Source organism: Nocardia niwae NBRC 108934 = DSM 45340, assembly GCF_001613465.1.
GTDB classification, from domain to species: Bacteria; Actinomycetota; Actinomycetes; order Mycobacteriales; family Mycobacteriaceae; genus Nocardia; species Nocardia niwae.
The window spans coordinates 31,454-53,498 of record NZ_BDCK01000031.1; the positions used below are offsets into that span (position 1 = coordinate 31,454).

16 protein-coding genes are annotated in these 22,045 nt (G+C 63.2%); 10 read left to right on the forward strand and 6 right to left on the reverse strand.

The genetic code is table 11. The features are described from left to right. The first annotated feature begins 120 nt into the window (after nucleotides 1-120). Entirely contained in the window at nucleotides 121-1,026 is a 906-nt protein-coding gene (locus NNI01S_RS22000) for an aromatic prenyltransferase (RefSeq protein WP_218019244.1), read from the forward strand. 91 nt (nucleotides 1,027-1,117) lie between these two features. Here the strand turns inward: NNI01S_RS22000 and NNI01S_RS22005 are convergent, their stop codons facing one another. The 4 genes from NNI01S_RS22005 to NNI01S_RS22020 form a co-directional block, all read right to left on the reverse strand. Then, nucleotides 1,118-3,004 (reverse strand): cell division protein ZapB, encoded by a 1,887-nt coding sequence (locus tag NNI01S_RS22005; RefSeq protein WP_063022026.1) that lies wholly within the window; start codon nucleotides 3,002-3,004, stop codon nucleotides 1,118-1,120. A 277-nt stretch (nucleotides 3,005-3,281) separates the two neighbouring features. Then, a complete protein-coding gene (locus NNI01S_RS22010; protein ID WP_063022027.1) occupies nucleotides 3,282-4,511 on the reverse strand; it encodes a DNA sulfur modification protein DndB in 1,230 nt (409 codons plus the stop codon). Nucleotides 4,512-4,636: 125 nt separating this feature from the next. Continuing rightward, nucleotides 4,637-4,924, reverse strand: coding sequence for a hypothetical protein (locus NNI01S_RS22015; RefSeq protein WP_063022028.1), 288 nt, complete (start codon nucleotides 4,922-4,924; stop codon nucleotides 4,637-4,639). Nucleotides 4,925-4,961: 37 nt separating this feature from the next. After that, a complete protein-coding gene (locus NNI01S_RS22020) occupies nucleotides 4,962-5,558 on the reverse strand; it encodes an exonuclease domain-containing protein (protein ID WP_063022029.1) in 597 nt (198 codons plus the stop codon). 284 nt (nucleotides 5,559-5,842) lie between these two features. On the opposite strand from NNI01S_RS22020, the gene NNI01S_RS22025 reads away from it, so the two are divergent. From NNI01S_RS22025 to NNI01S_RS22040, 5 genes are all read left to right on the forward strand, one after another. Then, complete coding sequence (locus NNI01S_RS22025; RefSeq protein ID WP_063022030.1) at nucleotides 5,843-7,918, forward strand: N-6 DNA methylase; 2,076 nt, start codon at nucleotides 5,843-5,845, stop codon at nucleotides 7,916-7,918. Next, nucleotides 7,915-9,909: a type I restriction-modification system subunit M gene (locus tag NNI01S_RS22030; RefSeq protein WP_063022031.1), complete on the forward strand. Its 1,995-nt coding sequence runs from the start codon at nucleotides 7,915-7,917 to the stop codon at nucleotides 9,907-9,909. The genes NNI01S_RS22025 and NNI01S_RS22030 overlap by 4 nt, the downstream gene beginning before the upstream one ends. Next, nucleotides 9,906-11,222, forward strand: coding sequence for a restriction endonuclease subunit S (locus NNI01S_RS34680; RefSeq protein ID WP_157114912.1), 1,317 nt, complete (start codon nucleotides 9,906-9,908; stop codon nucleotides 11,220-11,222). Before NNI01S_RS22030 ends, NNI01S_RS34680 begins: the two co-directional genes overlap by 4 nt. A 119-nt stretch (nucleotides 11,223-11,341) precedes the next feature. After that, on the forward strand, nucleotides 11,342-14,404 hold the full coding sequence (locus tag NNI01S_RS22035; protein ID WP_245676330.1) for a type I restriction endonuclease subunit R: 3,063 nt from the start codon (nucleotides 11,342-11,344) through the stop codon (nucleotides 14,402-14,404). Nucleotides 14,405-14,460: 56 nt separating this feature from the next. Next, entirely contained in the window at nucleotides 14,461-16,029 is a 1,569-nt protein-coding gene (locus tag NNI01S_RS22040; RefSeq protein WP_063022033.1) for a serine/threonine-protein kinase, read from the forward strand. Nucleotides 16,030-16,146: 117 nt separating this feature from the next. On the opposite strand, the gene NNI01S_RS22045 is transcribed toward NNI01S_RS22040, so the two are convergent. Together NNI01S_RS22045 and NNI01S_RS22050 are read right to left on the reverse strand one after the other, a co-directional pair. After that, a complete protein-coding gene (locus NNI01S_RS22045; protein ID WP_084489162.1) occupies nucleotides 16,147-17,064 on the reverse strand; it encodes a phosphotransferase in 918 nt (305 codons plus the stop codon). A gap of 9 nt (nucleotides 17,065-17,073) precedes the next feature. Continuing rightward, entirely contained in the window at nucleotides 17,074-18,399 is a 1,326-nt protein-coding gene (locus NNI01S_RS22050) for a helix-turn-helix domain-containing protein (RefSeq protein ID WP_157114913.1), read from the reverse strand. Between the two features lie 439 nt (nucleotides 18,400-18,838). Between NNI01S_RS22050 and NNI01S_RS22055 the strand changes: the two genes are divergently transcribed. From NNI01S_RS22055 to NNI01S_RS22075, 4 genes are all read left to right on the forward strand, one after another. Beyond that, complete coding sequence (locus NNI01S_RS22055) at nucleotides 18,839-19,216, forward strand: DNA-directed RNA polymerase subunit beta (RefSeq protein WP_245676323.1); 378 nt, start codon at nucleotides 18,839-18,841, stop codon at nucleotides 19,214-19,216. Nucleotides 19,217-19,242: 26 nt separating this feature from the next. After that, entirely contained in the window at nucleotides 19,243-19,434 is a 192-nt protein-coding gene (locus NNI01S_RS22060; RefSeq protein ID WP_063022037.1) for a hypothetical protein, read from the forward strand. A gap of 51 nt (nucleotides 19,435-19,485) precedes the next feature. Then, a complete protein-coding gene (locus tag NNI01S_RS22065) occupies nucleotides 19,486-20,790 on the forward strand; it encodes a hypothetical protein (protein ID WP_063022038.1) in 1,305 nt (434 codons plus the stop codon). Beyond that, nucleotides 20,768-21,933, forward strand: a protein-coding gene (locus tag NNI01S_RS22075) for an IS3 family transposase (protein ID WP_157114914.1) whose coding sequence is annotated in 2 segments (ribosomal slippage) — nucleotides 20,768-21,052 and nucleotides 21,055-21,933 — 1,164 coding nt in all. Because the reading frame shifts where the segments join, the coding sequence is not laid out codon by codon here. The genes NNI01S_RS22065 and NNI01S_RS22075 overlap by 23 nt, the downstream gene beginning before the upstream one ends. Nucleotides 21,934-22,045 lie beyond the last annotated feature (112 nt).

Sequence of the window (22,045 nt, forward strand, 5' to 3'; positions counted from 1 at the left end):
ACCGCGGCGTAGAGTGCTGCCTGCGTTCGCCATTCGACTCCCGAACTCGACATACGTTCTGGGTGAGAGGAATTGGCGGAACCGTGCTGTCGCTCATAGCACCGATCTCTGGAAGGACGCGTGTTCACCACTATCGAATCCGAGCTGGACGATCTCTATGCGGCCATCGAGAAATCCGCGCGGCTGTTGAACGTGCCCTGCACCCGAGAAGCTGTACGGCCCACTTTTACCGCATACGGCGCGATGCTCACACGGTCGGTGATCTCTCTCAGAGTGGTCACCGACGCCCGTTGCTCGGGAGACCTCGACTACCGCTTCTTGACGTTGCCCAACGACATCGACCCTTACGACATCGCCCGCTCCAACGAACTCCTTCCCGAGACCGATCACCCGGTCGGCGCTCTGCTGGATCAGGTCCGGAAGAGGTGCCCCATCCACAGTTACGGGATAGACATCGGTGTAGTCGGCGGCTTCAAAAAAATCTGGCCGTTCTTTCCAGCCGATGGCATGCAAAAGGTGTCGGAGCTTGCTGAACTGTCATCCATGCCGCCCAGTCTCGCCGACCACGCCCGCATGTTCGCACGGCACGGTCTGGAGGACAAAGTCGGCTTGCTCGGCATCGACTACCACGACAAGACGATGAACGTATACTTCCCCGGACTGCCGGCCGAGTGCTTCGAACCCCGCGCCATCGTGTCGCTGCACCGGGATGCCGGACTTCCGGACCCGAGCGATGATTTTCTCTCGCTCACCGAGAATGCCTTCGATATATACGCCACCATCAGCTGGGATTCGCCCCGGATCGAGCGTCTCTGTTTCCCCGTGATAACACCGGACCCGGCAACGCTGCCGGTTCCTATCGACCCGCGCTTCGAAAAACTCGCCGACAAAGTGCCGTTCAGCACGACCGACCGTCGGTTCACCTATGCCGCCACCTCGTCGCCCGACGGAGAGTCCTACAAGTTCAGTTGGTTCTATCAATGGCAGCCCCGGATATTGGACAGGATGAAGACTTCCGATTCATAGAGCTGTCGATAGGGGCCGCGCGCATCCCGGCCCGTGGTCCGGGGGCCATATGGCGTGACCTCAGGCGACGCAAAGTACCGACTTTCTCGAGTCAGTTCGTCTTGGTGTTCCTCAAGTGACGACCGATGTATCCTATATATATTTTTCCATCTTTAGGCCAGCGGTCCAGGTAATACATTCTAGGACTGACCATCCCTATCTGACCGAGTCGAAAATGGGCTTGCATTTCGATCCAACCACTCGGGGATACATGCTTAGGGACAGGAAAACGCCGCTGATGGCCCCACTGCTGCATGGTTGTCGGTGATTCGCTGGCTGCATGCTTTTTGATCGAAACCGTCTGGTATCCGTTCGGAGTCCGAGAGAGGTAGTCGTGAACGCTGCCAGACCATGCGCCGTCGTTTCTGGCACGGATATAGTCGCGTAGTGCCAGTACAGCTTTCCACCCGACTCGTGCGGATGCGCCGAGCTGGTCGCATGGCTCCAGCTCGAGGCATGACTTCGGATCGCCGGTGAAAACCACACCTTCGCTCGCCATCTTGCCTATCATTTCCACCAGTTCGATATAGGAGTCGGGATAGGCGGTTATCTCGGATAGTGGAGTGAGAGAGCTTGCTATATCGAATGCCTGAACGGCTCTCAGTTCCTTGCGCAGCCAGCGCGTTTCATCGGAAAGACGCTGACGTTCTTCGAACTCCACACCATACTCGAGCTGCCAATAATCAACTTTTTCACGTAGCTCGGCGATCTGGTCTTCGAGTGCGTCGAGTTGCTCCTGCTTCTGTTCGAGAAGTTGATTCGTCCGGTGTAACGCGGCTGGATCGGTACCGGGGTTGGCCCGCGCCTTGATCGATTCGAGAGTCGCTCGATCAATTGCCTCGACTCCGAGGACATCCATTACGAGCCGTAGCGATTGCTGCGCATTGTCTTCGGGCTGATGGGTGACCCGGTCTGCATGCGTGACCGATTTCGTCACGGCGGGCTCGGCTGGACGCTCCCTCTCCGAGGTCACGGGAATTTCAGTGACCTGAGGCGGCTTCGCTGTCGGCGCCAACCCCTCGATCACATATTTGTTCTCTACTCGGTCCAGCGTTCGAAGATACTTGAGTACGTCAGGTGGAAGTTTCCGAGTGATCGAATGACTGCGTGCGATTCGGCCGAGCAGTCGTTTGAGCGCTGGTTCGGTAAGGCTGACGAGAGTGCCGACGGTCAGATAGCGATGCCTGAGATGATCATCGGGAGTGGCCGGGTCCGCACCCGGAAGAAAATTTCGGATGGTCCAGGGCGACACGGCATGCTGGTCGCCCATCGCTGCGCGGAATTCCGTAGTCGCGAGCGGATCGAGGACTGCGACTTCGGCCAGCCCGACGACCTGCTGCGTCCATTCACCCACTCCGGTGTAGAACTTGTCGAACGGCAGTTCGCCATCGGAACCGGCGATGAAAATGAGACCGTGCCGATCGGGATCGGTTACCCGAGCGGCCAAATCCTCTACCCCATGGACACTGACACGTTGCGGTTGGGGGGTCAGATGCAAGGACTCCTGGGTTTGGATCGGCAGCACATCTACCAGCCCCGGCGCGACTCGGGGCACGGCCACCCAGTTATTGCGACTATTGCTGACTTGCAGCAGGAACCAGCCGGCGCCTCCGGCCTTCGGTGCACCGGCCGCGAAATCGGTGGTCCAGATTCCGGTGGCGGGATCATCCTCCGTCAACCGGAACCGAAGCAGGTCGATGTTCTCGAGGGAGTGACGCACGATGGCCAACGAGCGTCCGTTGTCCTCTCGGAACCCAGGGACGGTCAGATCAACCGCCCACTTTCTCTTGCTCGCCAGCCAGGTCTCGAATTCGCGGGTGATTATCTCCAGCGAAGAGCTGTAGGCCTTGAAGTGGGCGAACGACCGGTAGGGATCTTCGGAATACGAGGACTTCTTCGCGGAGGCCCTTCGCGCCACATCTTGCGGACTCGGACCCATGGTTACCTCTCTCGCTGCCCGTTCCGGTCCGTATCCATCGAACGGGCGATCGTGCCGTCGGAATCGACTCGCCGCGAGTTATGCGGTCCGGATCGCGGAAATTCGCCTCCGGCCTGGAGCAGGCGTTGACGCTCTCGCCCTGCCTGGCCTTCTGCGGCTGGCTTCGCCGACCTGCGGCGAAGTGGTCGGCTTCGGCCGTTTCCGCAGGCGGCGGTGCTGCGGGAACTCTGCGGCAGCTGAACCAGCCGATGGATGAGATCCCGCTGGCCAACCACAATCAGTCCCGATCGGACAGCAGGTCCAGCTGCCTCTTGACGCGGTTCGAGGCCTCGCGGACCGGACCGCGCTGGGTGGCGACCTTGCCGTCCACCGACAGGATGCTGTTCTGCCAGATCGTCGCGCTGCGTCGCCAGTCGATCTCGGTCGCCAGGCGCTTGTACTGGTGCAGGCGCCAGTCGAGATCGGGGCTCTTGCGGATTTCGTAGGCGACGCGTCCGATGATGACCAGCCCGGTCGCGGTCATGTTCACGTACTTCTGCCGGAAGTCGGCCACGCGGTTGGCCGGGCCGCCGCTGGTGGGCAGCGCGCAGATCTCCTGCCAAGGGTCCATGTGATCGGACATGGTTTCGACGAGCGTTACCGCGTCGGTGACGAGCTCGTCGCGGGCGGCCTTGTCGCCGATGAGCTGGGCGCTCTGCCTGGCTACGGAATCCTCCGCGAGCGCGTAGTCGGCGAACAACAGTTCCTTGACGAACTGGCGGACCTGGTTGAGAAGGAACACCGACTGCGATGCCTTGGGCAGAGTCTTGGAAGTGGAATCGACGCGGCCGCGGAAGAATCGAGTCCGGTCGACCAGATCGGCGAGAACGCCATTGACGGGTTCTCGAGTGTTGTACACGGCGAGGAGACTGGCCGGGATCTGCTTGGTTTGGGCGGCATCGGCGAAGTCCTGGTGAATGCGCTTGAGGTCGTCCTCGACGACGATCAACACCGCGAGGCAGTCGTTCTCGAAACCGGCTTCCAGATCGACCAGCCCGGGGATGGCGGAGCGGCCGGCGCCGTGGCCTTTGATCGCGGTGATGCGGTGCTGTCCATCGGTGACGTAGAAGCGGACGTCGTCGCCGATCACCATGAAGCCGAGTCGGTTCTTGAAGTTGCCGCGGGGGACGTGCAAGGCGGGCAGCTGGCGAGCGTTCAGGGTGACCGGCGGGAGGATGTAGTCCTCGGGATTCTCGCGGACGTAGCTGTTGATGTTCTTCACGTGGTCGGTCATCAGCGGCCGGTTCGTCGTATTGGCCGGGTCGCCACCCTTCTCGACCGACTCGGACACGACCTGGCGGGCGAGGAAAGCGTACGGGAACGAGGTCGAGATCATGGTCCGCCGTCCCTGGCGGAACACGGTGCAGGGAAATACGCGGGCACCGGCCGCTGCCGCGTCGCCGGAGGCGGCCGCGAGAGCCTTATCCAGACCGTCGTGCTCTTGGAGGCCGATGTGGTTGTCGTACATAGTCAAATCTCCTGTGTTTCAGAGTAATTCGTGCGGAAGGATAGTGCGCTGAGCGTGTCGAGGGGCGTGATTGCGCCACCTCGGAGCTGGAGGCGAGCGGCCCCTCGATGGCGCTCGAGCAGCCCTCACGAAAGGCCGTCGAAGCTCCCGGTCGCCATGAGCGTGAGCAGGTGCAGCGGAATCTCGCTGTGCGGGACGATCGAGAGTCGGTAGACGCGGTTGTTCAGCCGGTCGCAGAGAACGACCGCGTTCGGCACGCTGCCGAGTGCGGCCTTGTCGGCATTGCAGGCGAATTCGGCTCCGTAACCGGAGTAGTGGCGGACGTGAGCCTCAGCGGACGCGCTACCCGCTGTGGCGATGGCGATCGCGCACCCTATGGCGACGAGGGCAGCGGTGACGGTGGTTGTGCGCATGAAGTTCCTTCGGCGGTGGTGGGGATGACGAACGAATTCACCGGCCTGCGCGATGACGCGCCCTGCCGAGCTGTTCGAGCGGGCTTCCGGCGGTCAGCGCCAGGTCGGCGATGCTGCGGGCACCCGCGAGGGCGGCGAGCCGGATGGCGATATCGGCCGTGGCCGCCGCGTCGGCGCCCGCGTCATGGTGGTTGCTCAGGACCACGCCCAGAGCGCCCGCGACGTACGGCAACCGGTATTTCTCCAGCAACAGTTGCCGTTTCGACCAGGTATACGTGCATCCGTACAGCCAGTCCGGCAGGTCGGCGCCGCCGAAGGCGCAAGCGCGGGTGAGGTTGTCCATGTCGAAGGCGGCGTTGTGGGCGACCACCGGCAAGTCGCCTACCACTGCCAGCACCTCGGGCAGTCGCTGCGCGAACCCGGGCTGACCGGCGACGTCGCGAGGCGTGATCTTGTGTACCCGCATGTTGTACGGAGAGAATTCGCCGATCCCGGACGGGGGCTTGCACAGCCAGGTGTGGGTGCCTGTCCGGACGCCGCCGCGCACGATGGCGACGCCTATCGCGCAGATGCTGCCGCGTTTGGGATTGGCCGTCTCCACGTCGAACGCGGCGAAGGAGAGATCGGATGCCATGGGGTTTCCTCCAGGGGAGTGGACGGGCGGAGGGTCCGTCGAAGGGAAAGCGGTCCGCGTGCGGGGGTCCGAATGCTCGGCACGCCGGAGCGTCGCCGAGCGAGCATCGAAACGAACAGATGATGCTCGAGAAGTAGTGGGGCCCAGACTGATTGGTGGATAGTCCAGGGACCGCCGGGCGGATGGGAAGAACCGTAACGCTGGCTGAAAACATTGTCAATCATCATTTCAGCGGTTGACTTTGACGCCGCGCTTCGGGAGGCTGAACCTCTGAGAGGAGGACCATGTCGGAAACCACCCCGTTGGTCACCGCCGCGGAGATCTCCCGGCTGGCCGGCGTCACCCGTGCGACCGTCAGCAACTGGCGCCGCAGGCACCCCGACTTTCCCGGTACGGCCGGTGGTAGCGAATCGCGTCCGCTGTTCGATTGGAATGAAGTGCGGCAATGGTTACGTGAGCATGGCGTCGATGCGGCGAAGTCGCCGGTTCAGCGCTTGCGTACGTTCCTGCGCACTCAGTTGGAGCCTGCCGTCGTGCCCGAGCTGTTGGACCGCCTGGTTTGCTCGCCGCGCGACAATCGGTTCCTGGAGTTGTCCGAAGAAACTGCGCGAGAGGCGCTTCGGGCGGTGCGTCCCGGACCTGACGACGAGAAGGCCGCCCGCGTAATAGGCGCGGAGCTGCCCGAGATGCTGCGGGCGGCCGAGGCGGAGGTGGGGATACCGGCAACCCTGGAGATACTGGCCGAGCGCGGTCTCGACGGCACGCCGACCACAGGTGTCTATCCCACCGAACAGCCCGTCGCGGCGCTGATGGCCGACCTCGCCGCCATCGCCTCGCCACCGGAGACGGTGCTCGACCCTGCCTGCGGCAGCGGGACGCTGCTCGCGGAGGCTGTCCGAGTCGGCGCGCGCACAGTGCGCGGCCAGGAAGTGCTCGCGGTGCAGGCCAAACGCACCGCCGCACTGCTGCGATCGCGCGGCGTCGGGCTCGAGATCGACATCCGTACGGGCGACAGCCTGCTGGCCGACGCGTTCCCCAGCCTCGCGGCCGATGCGGTCCTCGTCAACCCGCCCTATCAGCAGCGGGACTGGGGCGCCGACGAGCTCGCCCTCGATTCCCGGTGGCAGTATTCGGTGCCGTCGCGTGGTGAATCCGAGCTGGCCTGGGTGCAGCATGCGCTAGCCCATCTACGGCCGGGTGGTGTTGCAGTTCTGCTGCTTCCGCCCGCGGTCGCCGCCCGCGGTTCCGGGCGGAAGATCCGGTCCGAACTGGTGCGCGCCGGTGCCGTCCGGGCGATGGTGGGTCTACCCGCCGGTGTCTCCGCGCCGCGTCAGGTGGGGCTGCATCTGTGGGTGCTGCGCCGTCCCGAGTCCGGTGGGCCGATCGCCGATCGACTGCTGTTCATAGATACCACCGCGACGATGAACGCCGGTAGCGGGTGGGACTCGCTGGCCCGCACCGTGCTGGATTCCTGGCGGGCTTTCGACCAAGGCGATTCCGCGCCCGCCGCGGTACCCGACGTGGCGGCCGCCGTGCGAACGATGGATGTGCTGGACGACGAGGTCGACCTGACACCCGCGCGCCACGTGCGAGCGGCTCTGGACCCTGCGGGTGTTTCCGGAGCGGCGAACGATGCGATCCGAGTGCTGGCCGATGAACTGACCATGCTCACCACGGCTGCGGCTACGGTCAGTGCATGGTCTTCCTCTGCCGAAAAATCTTGGCGCACAGTCACCGTCGGAGACTTGATGCGTGGCGGCGCGTTGCGGACTATCGTCGCGGCACGCGGGCCGGCAGACATGGAGAGCGATGTCAGCGACGAGTCCCGTCCGGTGCTCACTGGCCGTGATCTGGTGACAGGCGCGCCGCCTTCGGGCCGGACCGCATCGGGGTCATCGGATGACCAACCCGTGATCGCTGCGGGGGACGTGCTCGTCTCCCGTTTCCGAAGTGATCATCGCACCACCCAGGGCGCCCGCGTCGCGGACGGCGCGGACGTCGGCGCGGTCGCGGGCACGGGTGTGGTGGTGTTCCGTCCGGACCCGACCAGACTGGACCCCTGGTTCCTGGCCGGATTCATCGGCAGCGCCGAGAACTCCGCCACTATGGCGGGCACCACGACGATCCGCCTCGAGCCCGCCCGGCTGCGCATACCGATGATGAAGCTCGCCGACCAGCAGCGCTATGGTCAGGCATTTCGCCGCTTGGACCAGCTGCGCTCGGCCGCTCGTCGCGCCGCCGCCGCCGCACAGCACACCGCCGACCTGATCGGCACCGGCCTTACCGTGGGCGCGCTCGCGCCCCAGCACACGAACACCACGGATGACGCGGAAACGAAGGATTCGGAAGGTAGGAAGTGAGTACGAGGAAGCACACCGAACTCGCCAACCACGCCTGGTCGGTCGCCGACCTGCTGCGCGGGGACTACAAGCAGTCCGATTACGGCAAGGTGATCCTGCCGTTCACGGTGCTGCGCAGGCTGGAGTGCGTGCTCGAGCCGACGCGAGACGCGGTGCTGGCGAAGCTGGAACAGATCAAGGACCGCGACTTGGACGTGGACCCGTTCCTGCGCAAAGCCTCGGGCACCGTCTTCTACAACGTCTCCGACCTGACCTTGAAGAAGATCCTTGCCGACCCCGGTTACGTGGCGAAGAACCTGCTCAACTACGTGGGTTCCTTCTCCGAGAACGCCCGCGAGGTGATGGAGAAGTACGAATTCGCCCAGCAGGTGAAGCGCCTCGACGGAGCCGGGCTGCTGTACCAGGTGATCGGCAAGTTCGCCGACCTCGACCTGCATCCTGAAGTGGTCTCCAACCACAACATGGGTTACGTCTTCGAGGAACTGATCCGGCGCTTCGCGGAACAATCCAATGAGACCGCCGGTGAGCACTTCACCCCGCGTGAAGTGATCGAACTGATGGTGAACCTTCTCGTCGCGCCCGACCCGGAACTCGTCGGCACCCCCGGCGTCACCCGCAAGGTCCTCGATCCCGCCTGCGGAACCGGCGGCATGCTCAGCTCCGCCGAAGAACACATCAAGGACATGAACCCCCAGGCGCGGGTAGAGACCTACGGCCAGGAACTCAACCCGGAATCCTGGGCGATCTGCCGCTCCGATCTGATGATCAAGGGGCAGAACCCCGACAACATCGTCTTCGGCAACTCCTTCAGCGATGACGGACACAAGGACCTGCGCGCCGACTACCTACTCGCCAACCCGCCCTTCGGCGTCGAGTGGAAGAAGGTCAAGGCCGAGGTCGAATGGGAGCACCAGACCCTCGGCGACGCAGGCCGATTCGGAGCCGGCCTGCCTCGAATCAATGACGGCTCCCTGCTCTTCTTGCAACACATGCTCTCCAAGATGAAGCCGGTCGACCTCGGTGGGGGTGGAGGCAGCCGGGTCGCCATCGTCTTCAACGGTTCACCGCTGTTCACCGGCGCCGCCGAATCGGGCGAATCCAACATCCGCCGCTCGATCATCGAAAACGACTGGCTCGAAGCGGTGGTCGCCCTCCCGGACCAGCTGTTCTACAACACCGGCATCTCCACGTACTTCTGGATTCTCACCAACCGCAAGTCGCCCGAACATCGCGGCAAGGTGGTGCTGCTCGACGCGCGCGACTACTGGCAGAAGATGCGGAAATCGCTGGGCGACAAGCGCAAGGTGATCACCCCGGAACAGATCACCGAGATCACCCGCCTCTACAGCAACGCCCTCGAGGTCGCCGCCGACCCCGACCATCCGCAGCACGGCAAGGTGAAGGTCTTCGCCAACAACGACTTCGGTTACCAGCGCATCACCGTCGAGCGCCCCCTGCGATTGCGCTTCGAACTCACCGAGGAAGCGCTCGACAAGCTCGCGAGCACCGCCGCCGTTGCCAAGCAGTATTCCGACACCGACGACTTCTGTCGGCTGCTACAGCCGCTCGTCGGCTCTACGTGGAAAACCAAGGCCGACGCCGTCACCGCATTGAAGGACGCAGTCGTCGGTGCTGGCGAACCATGGCCCACCGGGGCGCCGTTCAACAAGGCACTTCGTGACATCATCGGCGTCCGCGATCCTGAGGGTGAAGTTCAACTCGTCAAGGGGGAGTCGGAGCCCGACCCCGACCTTCGGGACTACGAGAACGTTCCCCTCGATGAGGATGTCGAGGACTACCTCGCGCGCGAGGTCCTTCCGCATGTTGCCGATGCATGGATCGACCACAGCAAGACCAAGATCGGGTACGAGATTCCGTTCACGCGGCACTTCTACGTGTATACGCCTCCGCGGCCGTTGGCGGAGATTGATGCTGAATTGAAGGCGCTGGAGGCGGAGATTCAAAAACTGTTGGGGGAGGTGACCCAATGACTGAAGGTAACATCGCCCCATGGTTGGCATCCTCGCGCTGGCCCACTGCGCCTATTCGACTCGTAGCTAGGCTGGGTTCTGGGCATACGCCGAGCCGAAAGGTTTACGAGTACTGGGAAAACTGCACCATACCATGGGTAACGCTCGCTGATGTCTGGCAACTTCGGAATGGTGGAGTGGATGTTATTTCCACAACTAAGGAAAAGATCAGTGAGCTCGGCATGGCGAATTCTTCTGCCGCGTTGCATCCTCCGGGGACAGTAATCCTGTCTAGGACGGCATCAGTGGGATTCTCTGCCATGCTGGGCGCGGACATGGCTACCAGTCAGGACTTCGCAACTTGGACGTGTGGACACCGTCTGGATCCAAAATTCTTGCTTCATGTGCTCCGAGGTATGGCGCCCGATTTGAAGCGCGTCTCAATGGGCTCCACCCATAAGACCATCTACATGCCGGACATCGAGCAGTTGCGGACTCCCCTTCCTCCGCTTGAGGAGCAGCGCCGCATCGCCGACTTCCTCGACGCCGAAACCTCCCGCATCGACCTTTTGATCGAGAAGACGATTAGGCAGCGCGAGCTTCTTGTAGAACGGGGACGTGAACAGATGCGAATCGCTACGACAACAAACGGTGAACCCGCTGTTCCAACGGGGATCGATTGGATGCCTTCCGTAGCAGAATCTTGGAATTTGACGAAAGTAGGCCATGCCTTCCTGGCGGGAAGTGGTACGACTCCTAAATCGGATTCTGCAGAATATTTTGATGGTGACTACCCTTGGATTAATAGTGCAGATCTGAATGATGGGGTCGTGGACTCCGCTATAAGGAAAGTTTCGAAGCGGGCTTTAGACGATTATTCTGCATTGAAGGTCCATCCAGCGGGCTCTCTAGTTGTGGCGATGTATGGGCAAGGAGCCACTAAAGGAAGGGTTGGACTGCTCGGCATGGATGCGTGCGTGAATCAGGCGTGCTGTGTTCTTAGTCCTTTGGGTGTGATAACAGCTCCATGGGCCATGTATTGGTTTCGTTCCCATAAGGAAGGGATAGTTGGTCTTGCGCTGGGCGCTGGTCAGCCGAACTTGAGTCAGGAGTTGATCAGGCAGATCAAAATACCCACACCGAGCATTGATCTACAGAATAGAATAGCGGCGACTCTTCGAGACTTTGAAGGTGAATTTGCGGTGCGGTCCTCGTGCCTTGTGAAGCGTGGCCATCTACTGTCCGAACGTCGCCAGGCGCTCATCACCGCAGCCGTAACCGGCCAATTCGACGTCACCACCGCCAGCGGGCGGAACGCCACTCAGGGGGTATAAGCACCATGAGCCCGGTCCACGACGAACTCGCCTTCGGCGACGCGATCGTCGCGAGTATGCGGAAAGACGGTTGGCTGCAAGGCAACCCGCACGAGTACCGCCCCGAACTCGGGCTCGATATGGGTGAGTTGCTCGCCTTCATCGGCGCGACGCAGCAGGTGGAGTGGGACGACCTGGTCTCGGCCTACGGCGGAGACCAGGATGCCGCCCAGCGAAGCCTGGCGAACACTGTCGATGAGCAGATTGGGACGAAGGGCCTGATCGAGGTCTTGCGGTCGGGTGTCAAGGACCGGGGTGTGCGGATTCGGCTGGCGTATTTCAGGCCGAATCTGGTGACGTCCGAGGCTGATCTGGCGGAGTACCGCGCGAACCGGCTGACGGTCGTGCGGGAACTGCGATTCGCCACCAAACATGCGAACACGGGCAAAGAGCTGGATTTGGTTCTGCTGCTGAACGGCATCCCGGTCGCTACGGCGGAACTGAAGAACCCGCTCACCGGCCAGACTGTGGAGGACGCGAAGAAGCAGTACCGGACGGAGCGCGACCCGAGTGAGCTGATCTTCACCCGCCGGGTGATCGCCAACTTCGCGGTCGACCCGCTGCTGGTGTTCGTCACCACTCAGTTGCGCGGCCCCAAAACCCAATTCCTACCGTTCAACACGGGTTCGGAAGGTCCGGGGCGATCCGGAGGCGCGGGCAACCCGCCCGCACCGGGACCGGGCCAGTACGCCACCTCCTACCTGTGGGAGACGATCTGGCATCCGGACAACTGGCTGGACATGCTGGAACGCTTCGTCCACACCCAGCAGTCGAAGGGGCCCGGTGGGCGCAAGAGCATGTCGATCGTCTTCCCGCGCTTCCATCAATGGGATGTGGTGAAGAAGCTCGCCGCGCACGCTGCCGCGCACGGGGCCGGCTACAACTACCTGGTGATGGCTTCGGCGGGTTCGGGAAAGTCCAATACCATCGCCTGGCTGGCGCATCGCTTGTCCGACCTGCATACACCCACCGATCCGGCCGCGCTCGACCCAGCAGCGGCAGCGGGTGGATTGCGAACGGGTATACCGGTTTTCGACAAGATCATCATCATCACCGATAGGCGCAACCTGGACGCCCAGCTGCGCGACACCGTGGGCAGCTTCGAAAAAGTCCAGGGACTCATGGTGAACATCGATGAGAAGCGAGGGGCGAAGTCGGAGCAACTCGCCCGAGCTCTGAACGAAGAGTCGGGCAAGATCGTCCCGATCACACTGCAAACCTTCCCCGCCCTGCTGGACTATCTCCGCCGCAAAGAGGCCGAACTGCGCCAGGGCCGGTTCGCGATCATCATCGATGAGGCGCATTCCTCGCAGTCCGGCGACGCGGCCACCGCCGTGCGCGCGGCTCTGCGCGACCTCGGTCTCGACGCCGATGACGACGAGGCGGGCGCCACCGAACTCACGGTCGCCGATCGGTTGAAGCGCAAGGCCGAGGATCGCAGCAAGGCGCACAACATGTCCTACTTCGCGTTCACCGCGACTCCGAAGGCCAAGACCCTCGAAGCCTTCGGCACCTTGGTCGGCGACAAATATCAGCCCTTTCACACCTACTCGATGCGTCAGGCGATCGAAGAGGGCTTCATCCTCGATCCGCTGCGCAATTACGTCACCTACAAGACCTTCTACAAGCTGGTCAATGAGAATCCCACGGACTATGAGGTGCCGGAGTCGAAGGCGAAGACGCTGCTGGCGCGGTTCGCGTTCACCCATCCGTCCACGGTGGCGCAGCAAGCGCAGGTGGTGGTCGAACATTTCGTGACCCACACCCGTCCTCGTCTCCAGGGGCGGGCCAAGGCGATGGTGGTGACCGACTCGCGCAAGAGCGCCGTCGCGATGTGCCGGGCCATCCGCCGCCACCTCGAAGACACCGGTTTCGCCGAGAAGTACCCGGATATCGGGGTGCTGGTGGCCTTCTCCGGAACGCTGGACTACGAGGGTGAGGAGATCACCGAATCCAAGGAGAACGGCGGCCTGCCGGAATCCCAGCTGCCGAAGGCTTTCGCGTACACGCGAGCCGACGATATCGCGACCCGCTCGGGCGGCAAGGGCCAGCGCGAGTACCGGATCCTGGTTGTCGCCGAGAAGTATCAGACCGGTTTCGACCAGCCGTTGCTGACGACGATGTACGTGAACAAGTCGCTCTCGGGCATCGCCGCGGTACAGACCCTGTCACGTCTCAATCGGACCGCCGAGGGGAAATCAGTGGAGGACCTCGCCGTCCTGGACTTCTACAACGAGGCCGAGCACATCCAGGAGTCGTTCCGCCCCTACTACGAGGAAGCCGAAGCGCTTCCCACCGACCCCAACCTCCTCTACCGCGCACAGGACCGTGTGCTGGCCCCGCCGATCCTGCTGCAACAGGAGATGCGTGACTTCGCCGACGCCTACACGCAGGCGGAGCAGCGGGCCGGTGGTTCGCAGGCCAAGTGGCAGAAGATGCACGCCGAGTTGTATCGGCACCTCGAGCCCGCCGTCGCCCGGTTCTCCGTACTGCTGCACAGCGACGACGCCGATGACGTGGAAACAGCAGAGAGCTTCCGCGCCGACCTGCGCGACTTCGTCCGCAAATACGGGTTCCTCGCTCAGATCGTGCCGTACCAGGACATCGAGCTCGAGATGTTGCACCTGTACGGGAAACACCTGCTCAACGTTCTGCCCAGGCTGGAGGACGGTGGCGTCGACATCGGCCAGGTCGACCTCAGCCACCTGCGGGTCGAGCGGACCGGCGAGCACGATATCGGTCTCGTACCGGAAGGCGCGGCTGTGTTGCCGTCGTTCGGCGACGGTTCGGCCGGCGCCAAGGACCCGGAGCAGGCGCTGTTGTCGGCGTTGATCGCCGAACTCAACGACCGCTTCGGCCTGGAGCTGGGGGAGGATGACCTGCTCAAGCCGTATCGCGATGCCCTGGCCGACCCGAACGTGGAGCTGGCCGCCCTCGCCAACCGCAACGAGGAGGATTTCCGCAACCAATTCGTGGAGGTCCTGCGCGACAAGATGATGGACCACATCGACACCATCGTCGAGGTCGGTAACAAGTACTTCAACAAGGCCGATCCATCCTTCCAGGAGACGGTGAACCGCCAGCTCAGCCGCGCTGCCTGGCGGACCATCCGCCGCCAGGCCGGACTCGACAGCGTGGCCTGAGACGGCGTCGTTCGGATACCGTCGCAACTGATAGCGGCATTGAGCAGGGGTGCGGGATGCGGGAGCGGCGGATCGACAACCGATACGAGCTGACCGAGGAGATCAGCTCGGGCGGTATGGGTTCGGTGTGGCGGGGCTACGACACCGTGCTGGACCGGGAAGTCGCGGTCAAGAAGATCCGCCTCGACCAGGTACAGACCAATGAGCAGGCCGAGGAGTTCACGCAGCGCTTCCGCCAGGAAGCGCGGGTGACCGCACGCATCCGTCACCACGGCGTGCCCCAAGTCTTCGACGCGGTGCTCGACGCCTCGTTCGAGGCGGTGTATCTCGTAATGGAACTCATCGACGGGGTTCCGCTGCGCGACTACATCAATCCCGGGAATCCGCTGCCGCTCACCTGGGTGGCGGCGGTCGCGGCGCAGATCGCCACCGTGCTCTCCCACGCTCACGCGATCCCGGTCGTGCACCGCGACCTCAAGCCGGACAACGTGCTGGTCACTCGCGAGGGCGCGGTGAAGGTGATCGATTTCGGTATCGCCGCGATCCTCGACGGGGGACCGAGGCTGACCAAGGCCGGTCAGCAGATCGGCACCTTCCGCTACATGGCTCCCGAGCGAGTGCAGGGTGCACGGATTCAGAACCCGAGCAGCGATCTGTACGCACTGGGCTGCATGATTCACGAAATGATCAGTGGCTCTCCGCTGTTCGAAGCGGACTCCGAATTCGATCTGCAACTCCAACACGTCGACGCCGAACCGCAGCCGCTGCGTGAGATCCGGCCCGAGGTTCCCGCCGACTTCGAGCGACTGGTACTGGACCTGGTGCGGAAGTCACCCCAGGATCGCCCCGCCGACGCCTGCGTGGTGTACGAACGCCTGCTGCCGTTTCTTCCCGTCCCTGGCACCCCGGTCGCTCCCGCCGAGCTGTACCTTCCTGGTTTTCCCGATCCCACGCGAATCTTTCGGCGGCCCAACGCACCGTTGGAGACATCGCAGATCGAACCCACCCGCCTGCGGCCCAACGCCGCGCCGCCGACCGTCCCGCTCTCGGCGATGCACCTGCGCACCGCGATCGAATCGGCTGAGCGGCGCTACAACGAACTGCTGGAGCAGGGCCGATTCGATCAGGCCGCGGCCGCGCTCAACGCTGTCCTGGACAGCGCTGCCGAGGTCAATGGTGCGGACAACCTCGCGGTACTCAGATTGCGCAGCCTGGTCGCGGCTGCGTGGTCGCTGGGCGGGGAACACGGCAAAGCGAAGCGAGAGTTCGAGGCGCTCGCCGAGGCATACCGCCGTGTCCAAGGCCGCTTCAGCGAGTTCGCGTGGGACAGCCGCGCCGGCGCCGCCCGCTGCCGCATCGCATTGGGCGACACCGACGGTGGCATCGCCGCACTGCGGTCGGTACTGGACGAGGTCGTCACGGCCAACAGCGACGGCGGCCAGATGGCGTTGGCCCTGCGCTTCGACCTCGGTGAACTGCTTGCGAGCACTGGGCAGTTCGCCGAGGCCAGGACGTTGCTCGGCGCCCTGCACGAAGATCTCTGCGTCATCAACGGACCCGCGGACGAATTCACGGTGGAAGTTGCGGCGCTTCTGCGGACGTTACCGGAGGAAAATCGAGACTGATCGCTCCCTGCATGCTGGCGGCGATCTGTCGCGGGCCGTGCCAACTGCCGTGTTTGCTCGTCACCGATCTCTCGGGGTGGCGGCTGCCCGGACCGGAGTTGCGGTGGGTCGGCGAGGTCAGCTGCCTTGTGTTCGGTACTGGTTCCACTGTGTCGCTCGGTTGCCTGCGCGGATGTCGTCTAGTCGTTGGCGTAGTCGCTGGGCGTATGCGGGTGAACTCGTAGCGCGACGAAGGGGGCCGGTTAGTTGTACGAGGTCTCGCATGTCCAGCAGAAAGTTGTAGCCGGACCAGTCGGACAGGTCGTAGCCGTATTCGTCGATGAAGTTGCGGACCCAGGTGTGGTCGCGTCCGTAGCGGACCGAAGCGTGCCAGGTAGGGATCAGGTCGACTTCGCGCGGGCCGATGCTTACCCAGTCCCAGTCGCCGAGGATTGCCGTCTTGGGATCGGCTAGGTTGTCCCACAGTAGGTTTCCTGCCCATGCATCGCCGTGGATGAGACCGAGTCCGAGGGGCCAGTCGAGCTCACTCAGCTCTTTGCGGATCTCGTCGATGCGTTCGAGAAGCCAGGACTGTTCCTCGTGTGTGATCGAGTCGAGAGCATGCTGTTCCAGTAGTGCCCCGTGCAGCGACTCCAGGGGCGTCCACGTCGGCAACTCCAGGGCCGACGGTGTGGGGAGGTCATGCAGGGTTCGCAGCAGCCGCCCGAGTTCTGTGGAGGTCGGCGCCGGGGTGTCGTATGTCTGTGGGTAGTAGGTCCAGAATCCGATGGTGTGTCCGGCGACCTCGATCGGTTCCACCCCAGGAAGGGGAGCTGTGGCATCGAAACCGTGTTCGGTAGTCAGCCATTTTGTTACGGCGCACGTGCGGATCTGTCGGTCTGGATCCGCCTCTGTCCGGCTGACCCGTGCGACTGCGTCATGGCGTGGCAGTACATAGACGGCGTTGCTCGAATGATGAATGAGGACCGCGTCTGTTGGGTCCAGCCCACGAGCTTCGCATCCTCGGCGCAGCACGGTATCGATCGTTGATGACATGTTTCAGCCTTATCCCACTAACGCAACGGATGCCTGGAACTCGTGTTCGACCTGTTGAACTGCAGGCATGCTCGCGAATGGTGCGAGTCGGCGCCGAACGAGGTTGATCGACTCGATCGCCCGGGAGCTGGTCAGTCCGCGTGCCGCAGGAAGGGTGTCCAGTAGTACCTGGCACGCCTGCTCGACGTCGGCGTCCGAGTTGCACACGCGTTCTCCATCCTCAGGCACGAAGGAGGCTGCAAGCGTTGCGGCGACCAGGACCTTCCTTCGCTCCATCCCTACCGAGTCCGCCAGAACAATGGGTGCTTGTTCGCGTACGTCGGTGGGGCGTCGCCCATCGTGAGCGACATACATGAACTCGGCCGACAGCTGGCGGTGGGTGAAGAACCGAATCCAGTCCGGTTCGTCATCTGGCCGAGCACGGCCGAGATGCCGTTCGGCGTCGTGCATCGCTCTCGCGCTCGCGCTGGCATCGTTATTGAGCGCATGTGCGCGCGCCAGAAGCGCGTTGCAGCGTGCCGCGGTACTGGGGGAGCCTGATTGCTCGGCGGCCTGCACTGCGGCGGTACCGCATCGCACGGCCTCGGTAGGACGGCTGAGGTAGTGGGCCTGCATGGACATATCGGTGAGGATGTGTGCGCCCAAGGCGGTGTTTCTGGCCGCTTTGGCGAGTTGGAGAGCCTGCTGAAAGTACTGCTGTCCAAGTCCCTGCTGCGCAGAGTCGAAGCACATGAAGCCGCTCAAGTTGGATAACCGGGCGGAGACGGCATACAGCTGCGAGGCTGTCTGGTCGTCGTAGGAACCGCGCAACGCTGGCGTGACAACGTCGTCGATGAGCCTTGCCAGAGTTGCGCGAGCGTAGCCTCCGCCGAGGTGATGATCTGCGTTGGCGAATACGCTGCACATCGACCACATCACCGCGACATCGGTGCTTCCTACACGCCGATGGCCTGTGCCGCGGCCGAACGTAGGAACGGCTGACTCCAGCCATTCACGGACAGGGTCGAACGCTTCCAGACCGACCCAGGGTGCAGCGGTTTCTGTGGCCACCAAGGGTGAAGATGTAGTCATCTCTGCTGCAGCGGAATTCATGTCGAGCCACATGCGTTGGAGAACGCCGTCGGTGTCCAGCGCTCTATCCATTCGGCGGGCGAACGCTTGTGTCGGACGGCGTTGAGCTTTCTCGATCTTGCCGATCAGCGAACCGCTGTCGTGGCTGATTGCCCCGAGCTGGGTCAGAGACAGTTTCCGTAGCAGCCGCCAGTGCCGCAGCTCGGCGCCGAAGAACTGTCGCGCCGACTCCATGGCGGCCAGTTCACGCGGTTGTTGGGCCATCGCTACATCCTCTGTGACGTGGTCGGATGCGACCACTACCGGGACAGCCTCGAACGGGGACAGTTTCTTGTCCGCATCCAAGATATACCGGCTTCCGTTGCCTCCGTCACAGACTGAAGTCGCGTCCGACGCCGGGTCGATGCCGATCTTCTTCTCGGCACACCGGCCCCGCAATGTCGCTGGACGGTGGCGTGAGCCCCCGGCGTCGGGCGCGATTCGAAATCTCAGGGAGGCAGAGCATGGTTTCGCATAACAGTGCAGGAAGATTTGCTGGCGAGGGTGCGTCGTCAGTCCGCGGCGTGGGACGGAGCCGAGATGTAGCTGAGCACGAACGCCCGATGTGCGGGTCGGGGAGTCTGCCGAACAGCGCTGCGCCTTCTACCGGCGAGTGTGCGGCTTACCGACTCGCGTCGATCCTGCCCTCGATCGGATCGAATTGGTGGCCGGATCGGTCGGCGCCGTGACGATGCCTGCACATATAGGCGCTGGCGTGCGGCATCACATGCAGGTCAGGCAGCACGCGTTGGGGCCGATCTTCACTCACCCGCGGTCCTGGACATGGACGTTCTTGATTCGTCCCGACTTTCCGGACGATCCGCGGCTGTTCGCGATGTTGTTCCGTCACCAGGTCAAGGTGATCCGTAATGGCGGACTGATCGCTCTGCCATCTCCCGTAGGCATGCCCGCAGGAGTCCGCCGGTGGATCGAGCCGGCGCGCGATACCTACCGCCCGCTGGGTGCCGTGGTGATTTTCTCGGTGCGGGCGTGCGTCGGCCCGCGTTCGTCTTCCGGCCAGTCCTGCAGTCGCGCCTCGTGACCGGCCCGGGAGGGTCCCCGCGGCCGATGGAACGGGATGTCCATCTGTCGATCTATCTGAACGACGTGCGCCTGGACTTCGCCGCCTGCCTGACGGCCGCGCTGCTGTTCGTCCAGGATTTCCACGCCCACAACCATCACAACGCCAGCCACGTGATCTCGGACGATCCCCGGCACCTGCCCCGGCTCCCCAATGAACGCCTCTACCTCGAGCCTTAGCCACATCGGGTCGACCGCCCGAAACCACGTAACGACCATCACTGGTGCGCAATGATCGGAACAACTAACCCCTTCGCTTCCGAGCGAAAAGCGGAGCGGACCTATCTCGATATCGCAGCCAACGACCACGGCCACGAGAAAGGCATGCTCGTGCACCGCGCTCTCTCGCGCGTAGCAGGCACCGAGCCGCACATCATCGAGATCGGCCCTGGTGGCGGTGCTGCGGTCGAGTTTCTCGCTTCTCAGCTCCGTGACCAGCCCCGCGACGTGCGATTGACTCTGATAGAGGCGCCCGGAATCGCATCTCAGTCGCTGACGCAGGCTATCGACCAGTTCAACGCAGTCGGTACCTGCGAGCTGCTTCATGGATGGGCCCAGAACATCGGATCAATGGTCAGCGAGCCCGTCGATGTGATCAGCGCATCGGCACTGCTGCACGAGGTGTACTCCTACGGTGGTGCATACAGTGGCCTGCACACTTTGATGCGGACCTTTCCAACGGTACTGAAGCCTTATGGATTCTTCGTCTACCGTGACGTCTACGCAGTCGATGCCGTATCGCTGCACGAGCGCGTCGTCCAGTCCTACAACGCCCAGTCGTGGCTGCAGTTTCTTCGTCTGTTCGTGCCGCACTATCTACGGGAAGGCACGCATCCCTACCATCGCCACGACGACGACTTGGTCATTCGCCAGAACTCCCGCATCGTGGCGGCAGCAGAACTGGACACTCGGGTCTGCGCGGTCATCCATGCGCCGATCGGGCTTTTTCGCGAACTACAACGTCACTACATCACGCTGCGCGATCACGTTTGGAGGTCGGGAGTCCTCGGATTCACGCCGACTCTCGACGGCCAGCTGTCGGGCGACTGGATCGACTTCCGCGCTGGACACAAACGTGTGCACTTCTCATTCACCGGTGACGGATGGTTATCGCAGAATGACCGCGCCGCCATCGAGGCGGTCAGCGAACGCTACGGCGATCACCACGTCATCGACAGCGACATCTTCGACACTGTCACCGACGTAGCGCTCAGTCTGTTCCTCGCCGCGGCGGAGCGCGGCGACGGTGACTGCAGCCAGGTATGGGGTACTTGGCTCGAGCGGGAGGGCCGAGAAACCTACGCCTATCTCACAGCAGATGAACTTCTCACTGCGTTCGCCACCAACTCCGTGGAGGCAGAATCCAGTCCGTCCGTGCTTGTTCCTGTGCAAGCCACCGACGTGCTTGTCCGAGAGCGCCACTACTACAACCGATTTCTGCGCAAGGGGGCTGCTGCATGGATAGGTGACATCGATCTGGCTTGCCGAGAGGTGAGCCTGGAAGGATGTCATCGTGCCCAAGCCCTATCCCCGTGAGTTCCGTGACGACGTCGTCCGCGTAGCTCGGAATCGCGACGAAGGGGTGACCCTGGATCAGATCGCCGCGGACTTCGGAATCCATCCGATGACGTTGTCGAAGTGGATGCGCCAGGCCGATGTCGACGAGGGCGTGAAGCGGGGAGCAACGACGACGGAGTCGGCGGAGTTGCGGGAGCTGCGGCGCCGTAACCGGCTGCTCGAGCAGGAGAACGAGGTCCTGCGCCGGGCCGCGGCGTATCTGTCGCAGGCCCAGCTGCCGGGAAAAGGATCTACCCGCTCGTGAAAGAGCTCGCTGGCGACGGGATCCCTGTCGTGGTGACGTGCCGGGTCCTCGAGCTCGCCCGCCAGCCCTATTACCGATGGCTGGCCGACCCGGTAACCGCCGCCGAGCTCGCCGAGGCGTATCGCGCGAATGCCCTGTTCGATGCTCACCGTGACGATCCGGAGTTCGGGTATCGGTTTCTGGCCGACGAAGCCGGCGCCGCGGGTGAGCCGATGGCCGGGCGGACCGCGTGGCGGATCTGCTCGGCGAACAGGTGGTGGAGTGCGTTCGGCAAACCCCGCCGCGGGTCGGGCAAGCGGCCCGGACCACCGGTCCACGACGACAGGGTCCGCCGCGATTTCACTGCCGATGGACCGAATCGGTTGTGGCTCAGCGATATCAGCGAACATCGGACCGGTGAGGGAAAGCTTTACATCTGCGCGGTCAAGGACGTGTTCTCGGGGCGGATCGTCGGCTATTCGATCGACTCGCGCATGACCTCGCGGCTGGCGGTGACCGCAGTGCGCAACGCAGTCGCTCGCCGTGGTGATGTGACCGGCTGCGTAGTTCACACCGATCGGGGGTCGCAGTTTCGCTCTCGGCGCTTCGTGCACGCGCTCAACAGGTTCGGGATGGTGGGGTCGATGGGCCGGGTTGGTGCGGCCGGTGACAACGCGGCGATGGAGAGCTTCTTCAGCCTGCTGCAACGCAATGTTCTGGACCGGCGCACCTGGGACACCCGCGAACAGCTCCGGATCGCGATCGTGGTCTGGATCGAGCGCACCTACCACCGGCGTCGGCGCCAGGACCGGCTCGGCCGGTTGACCCCGATCGAATACGAAGCGATCATGACCCCGGCAGCCCGACAGGCTGCCTAACCACTGTCACCTGTTCGTGCAGCAGCCCCAAGCGTCTTGCGAACCCCTTGATCGACGCGAAGCAGATGGTCTTGTTCCAGAACGTTCCTGTCACCGACTCCGACGCTCTGCA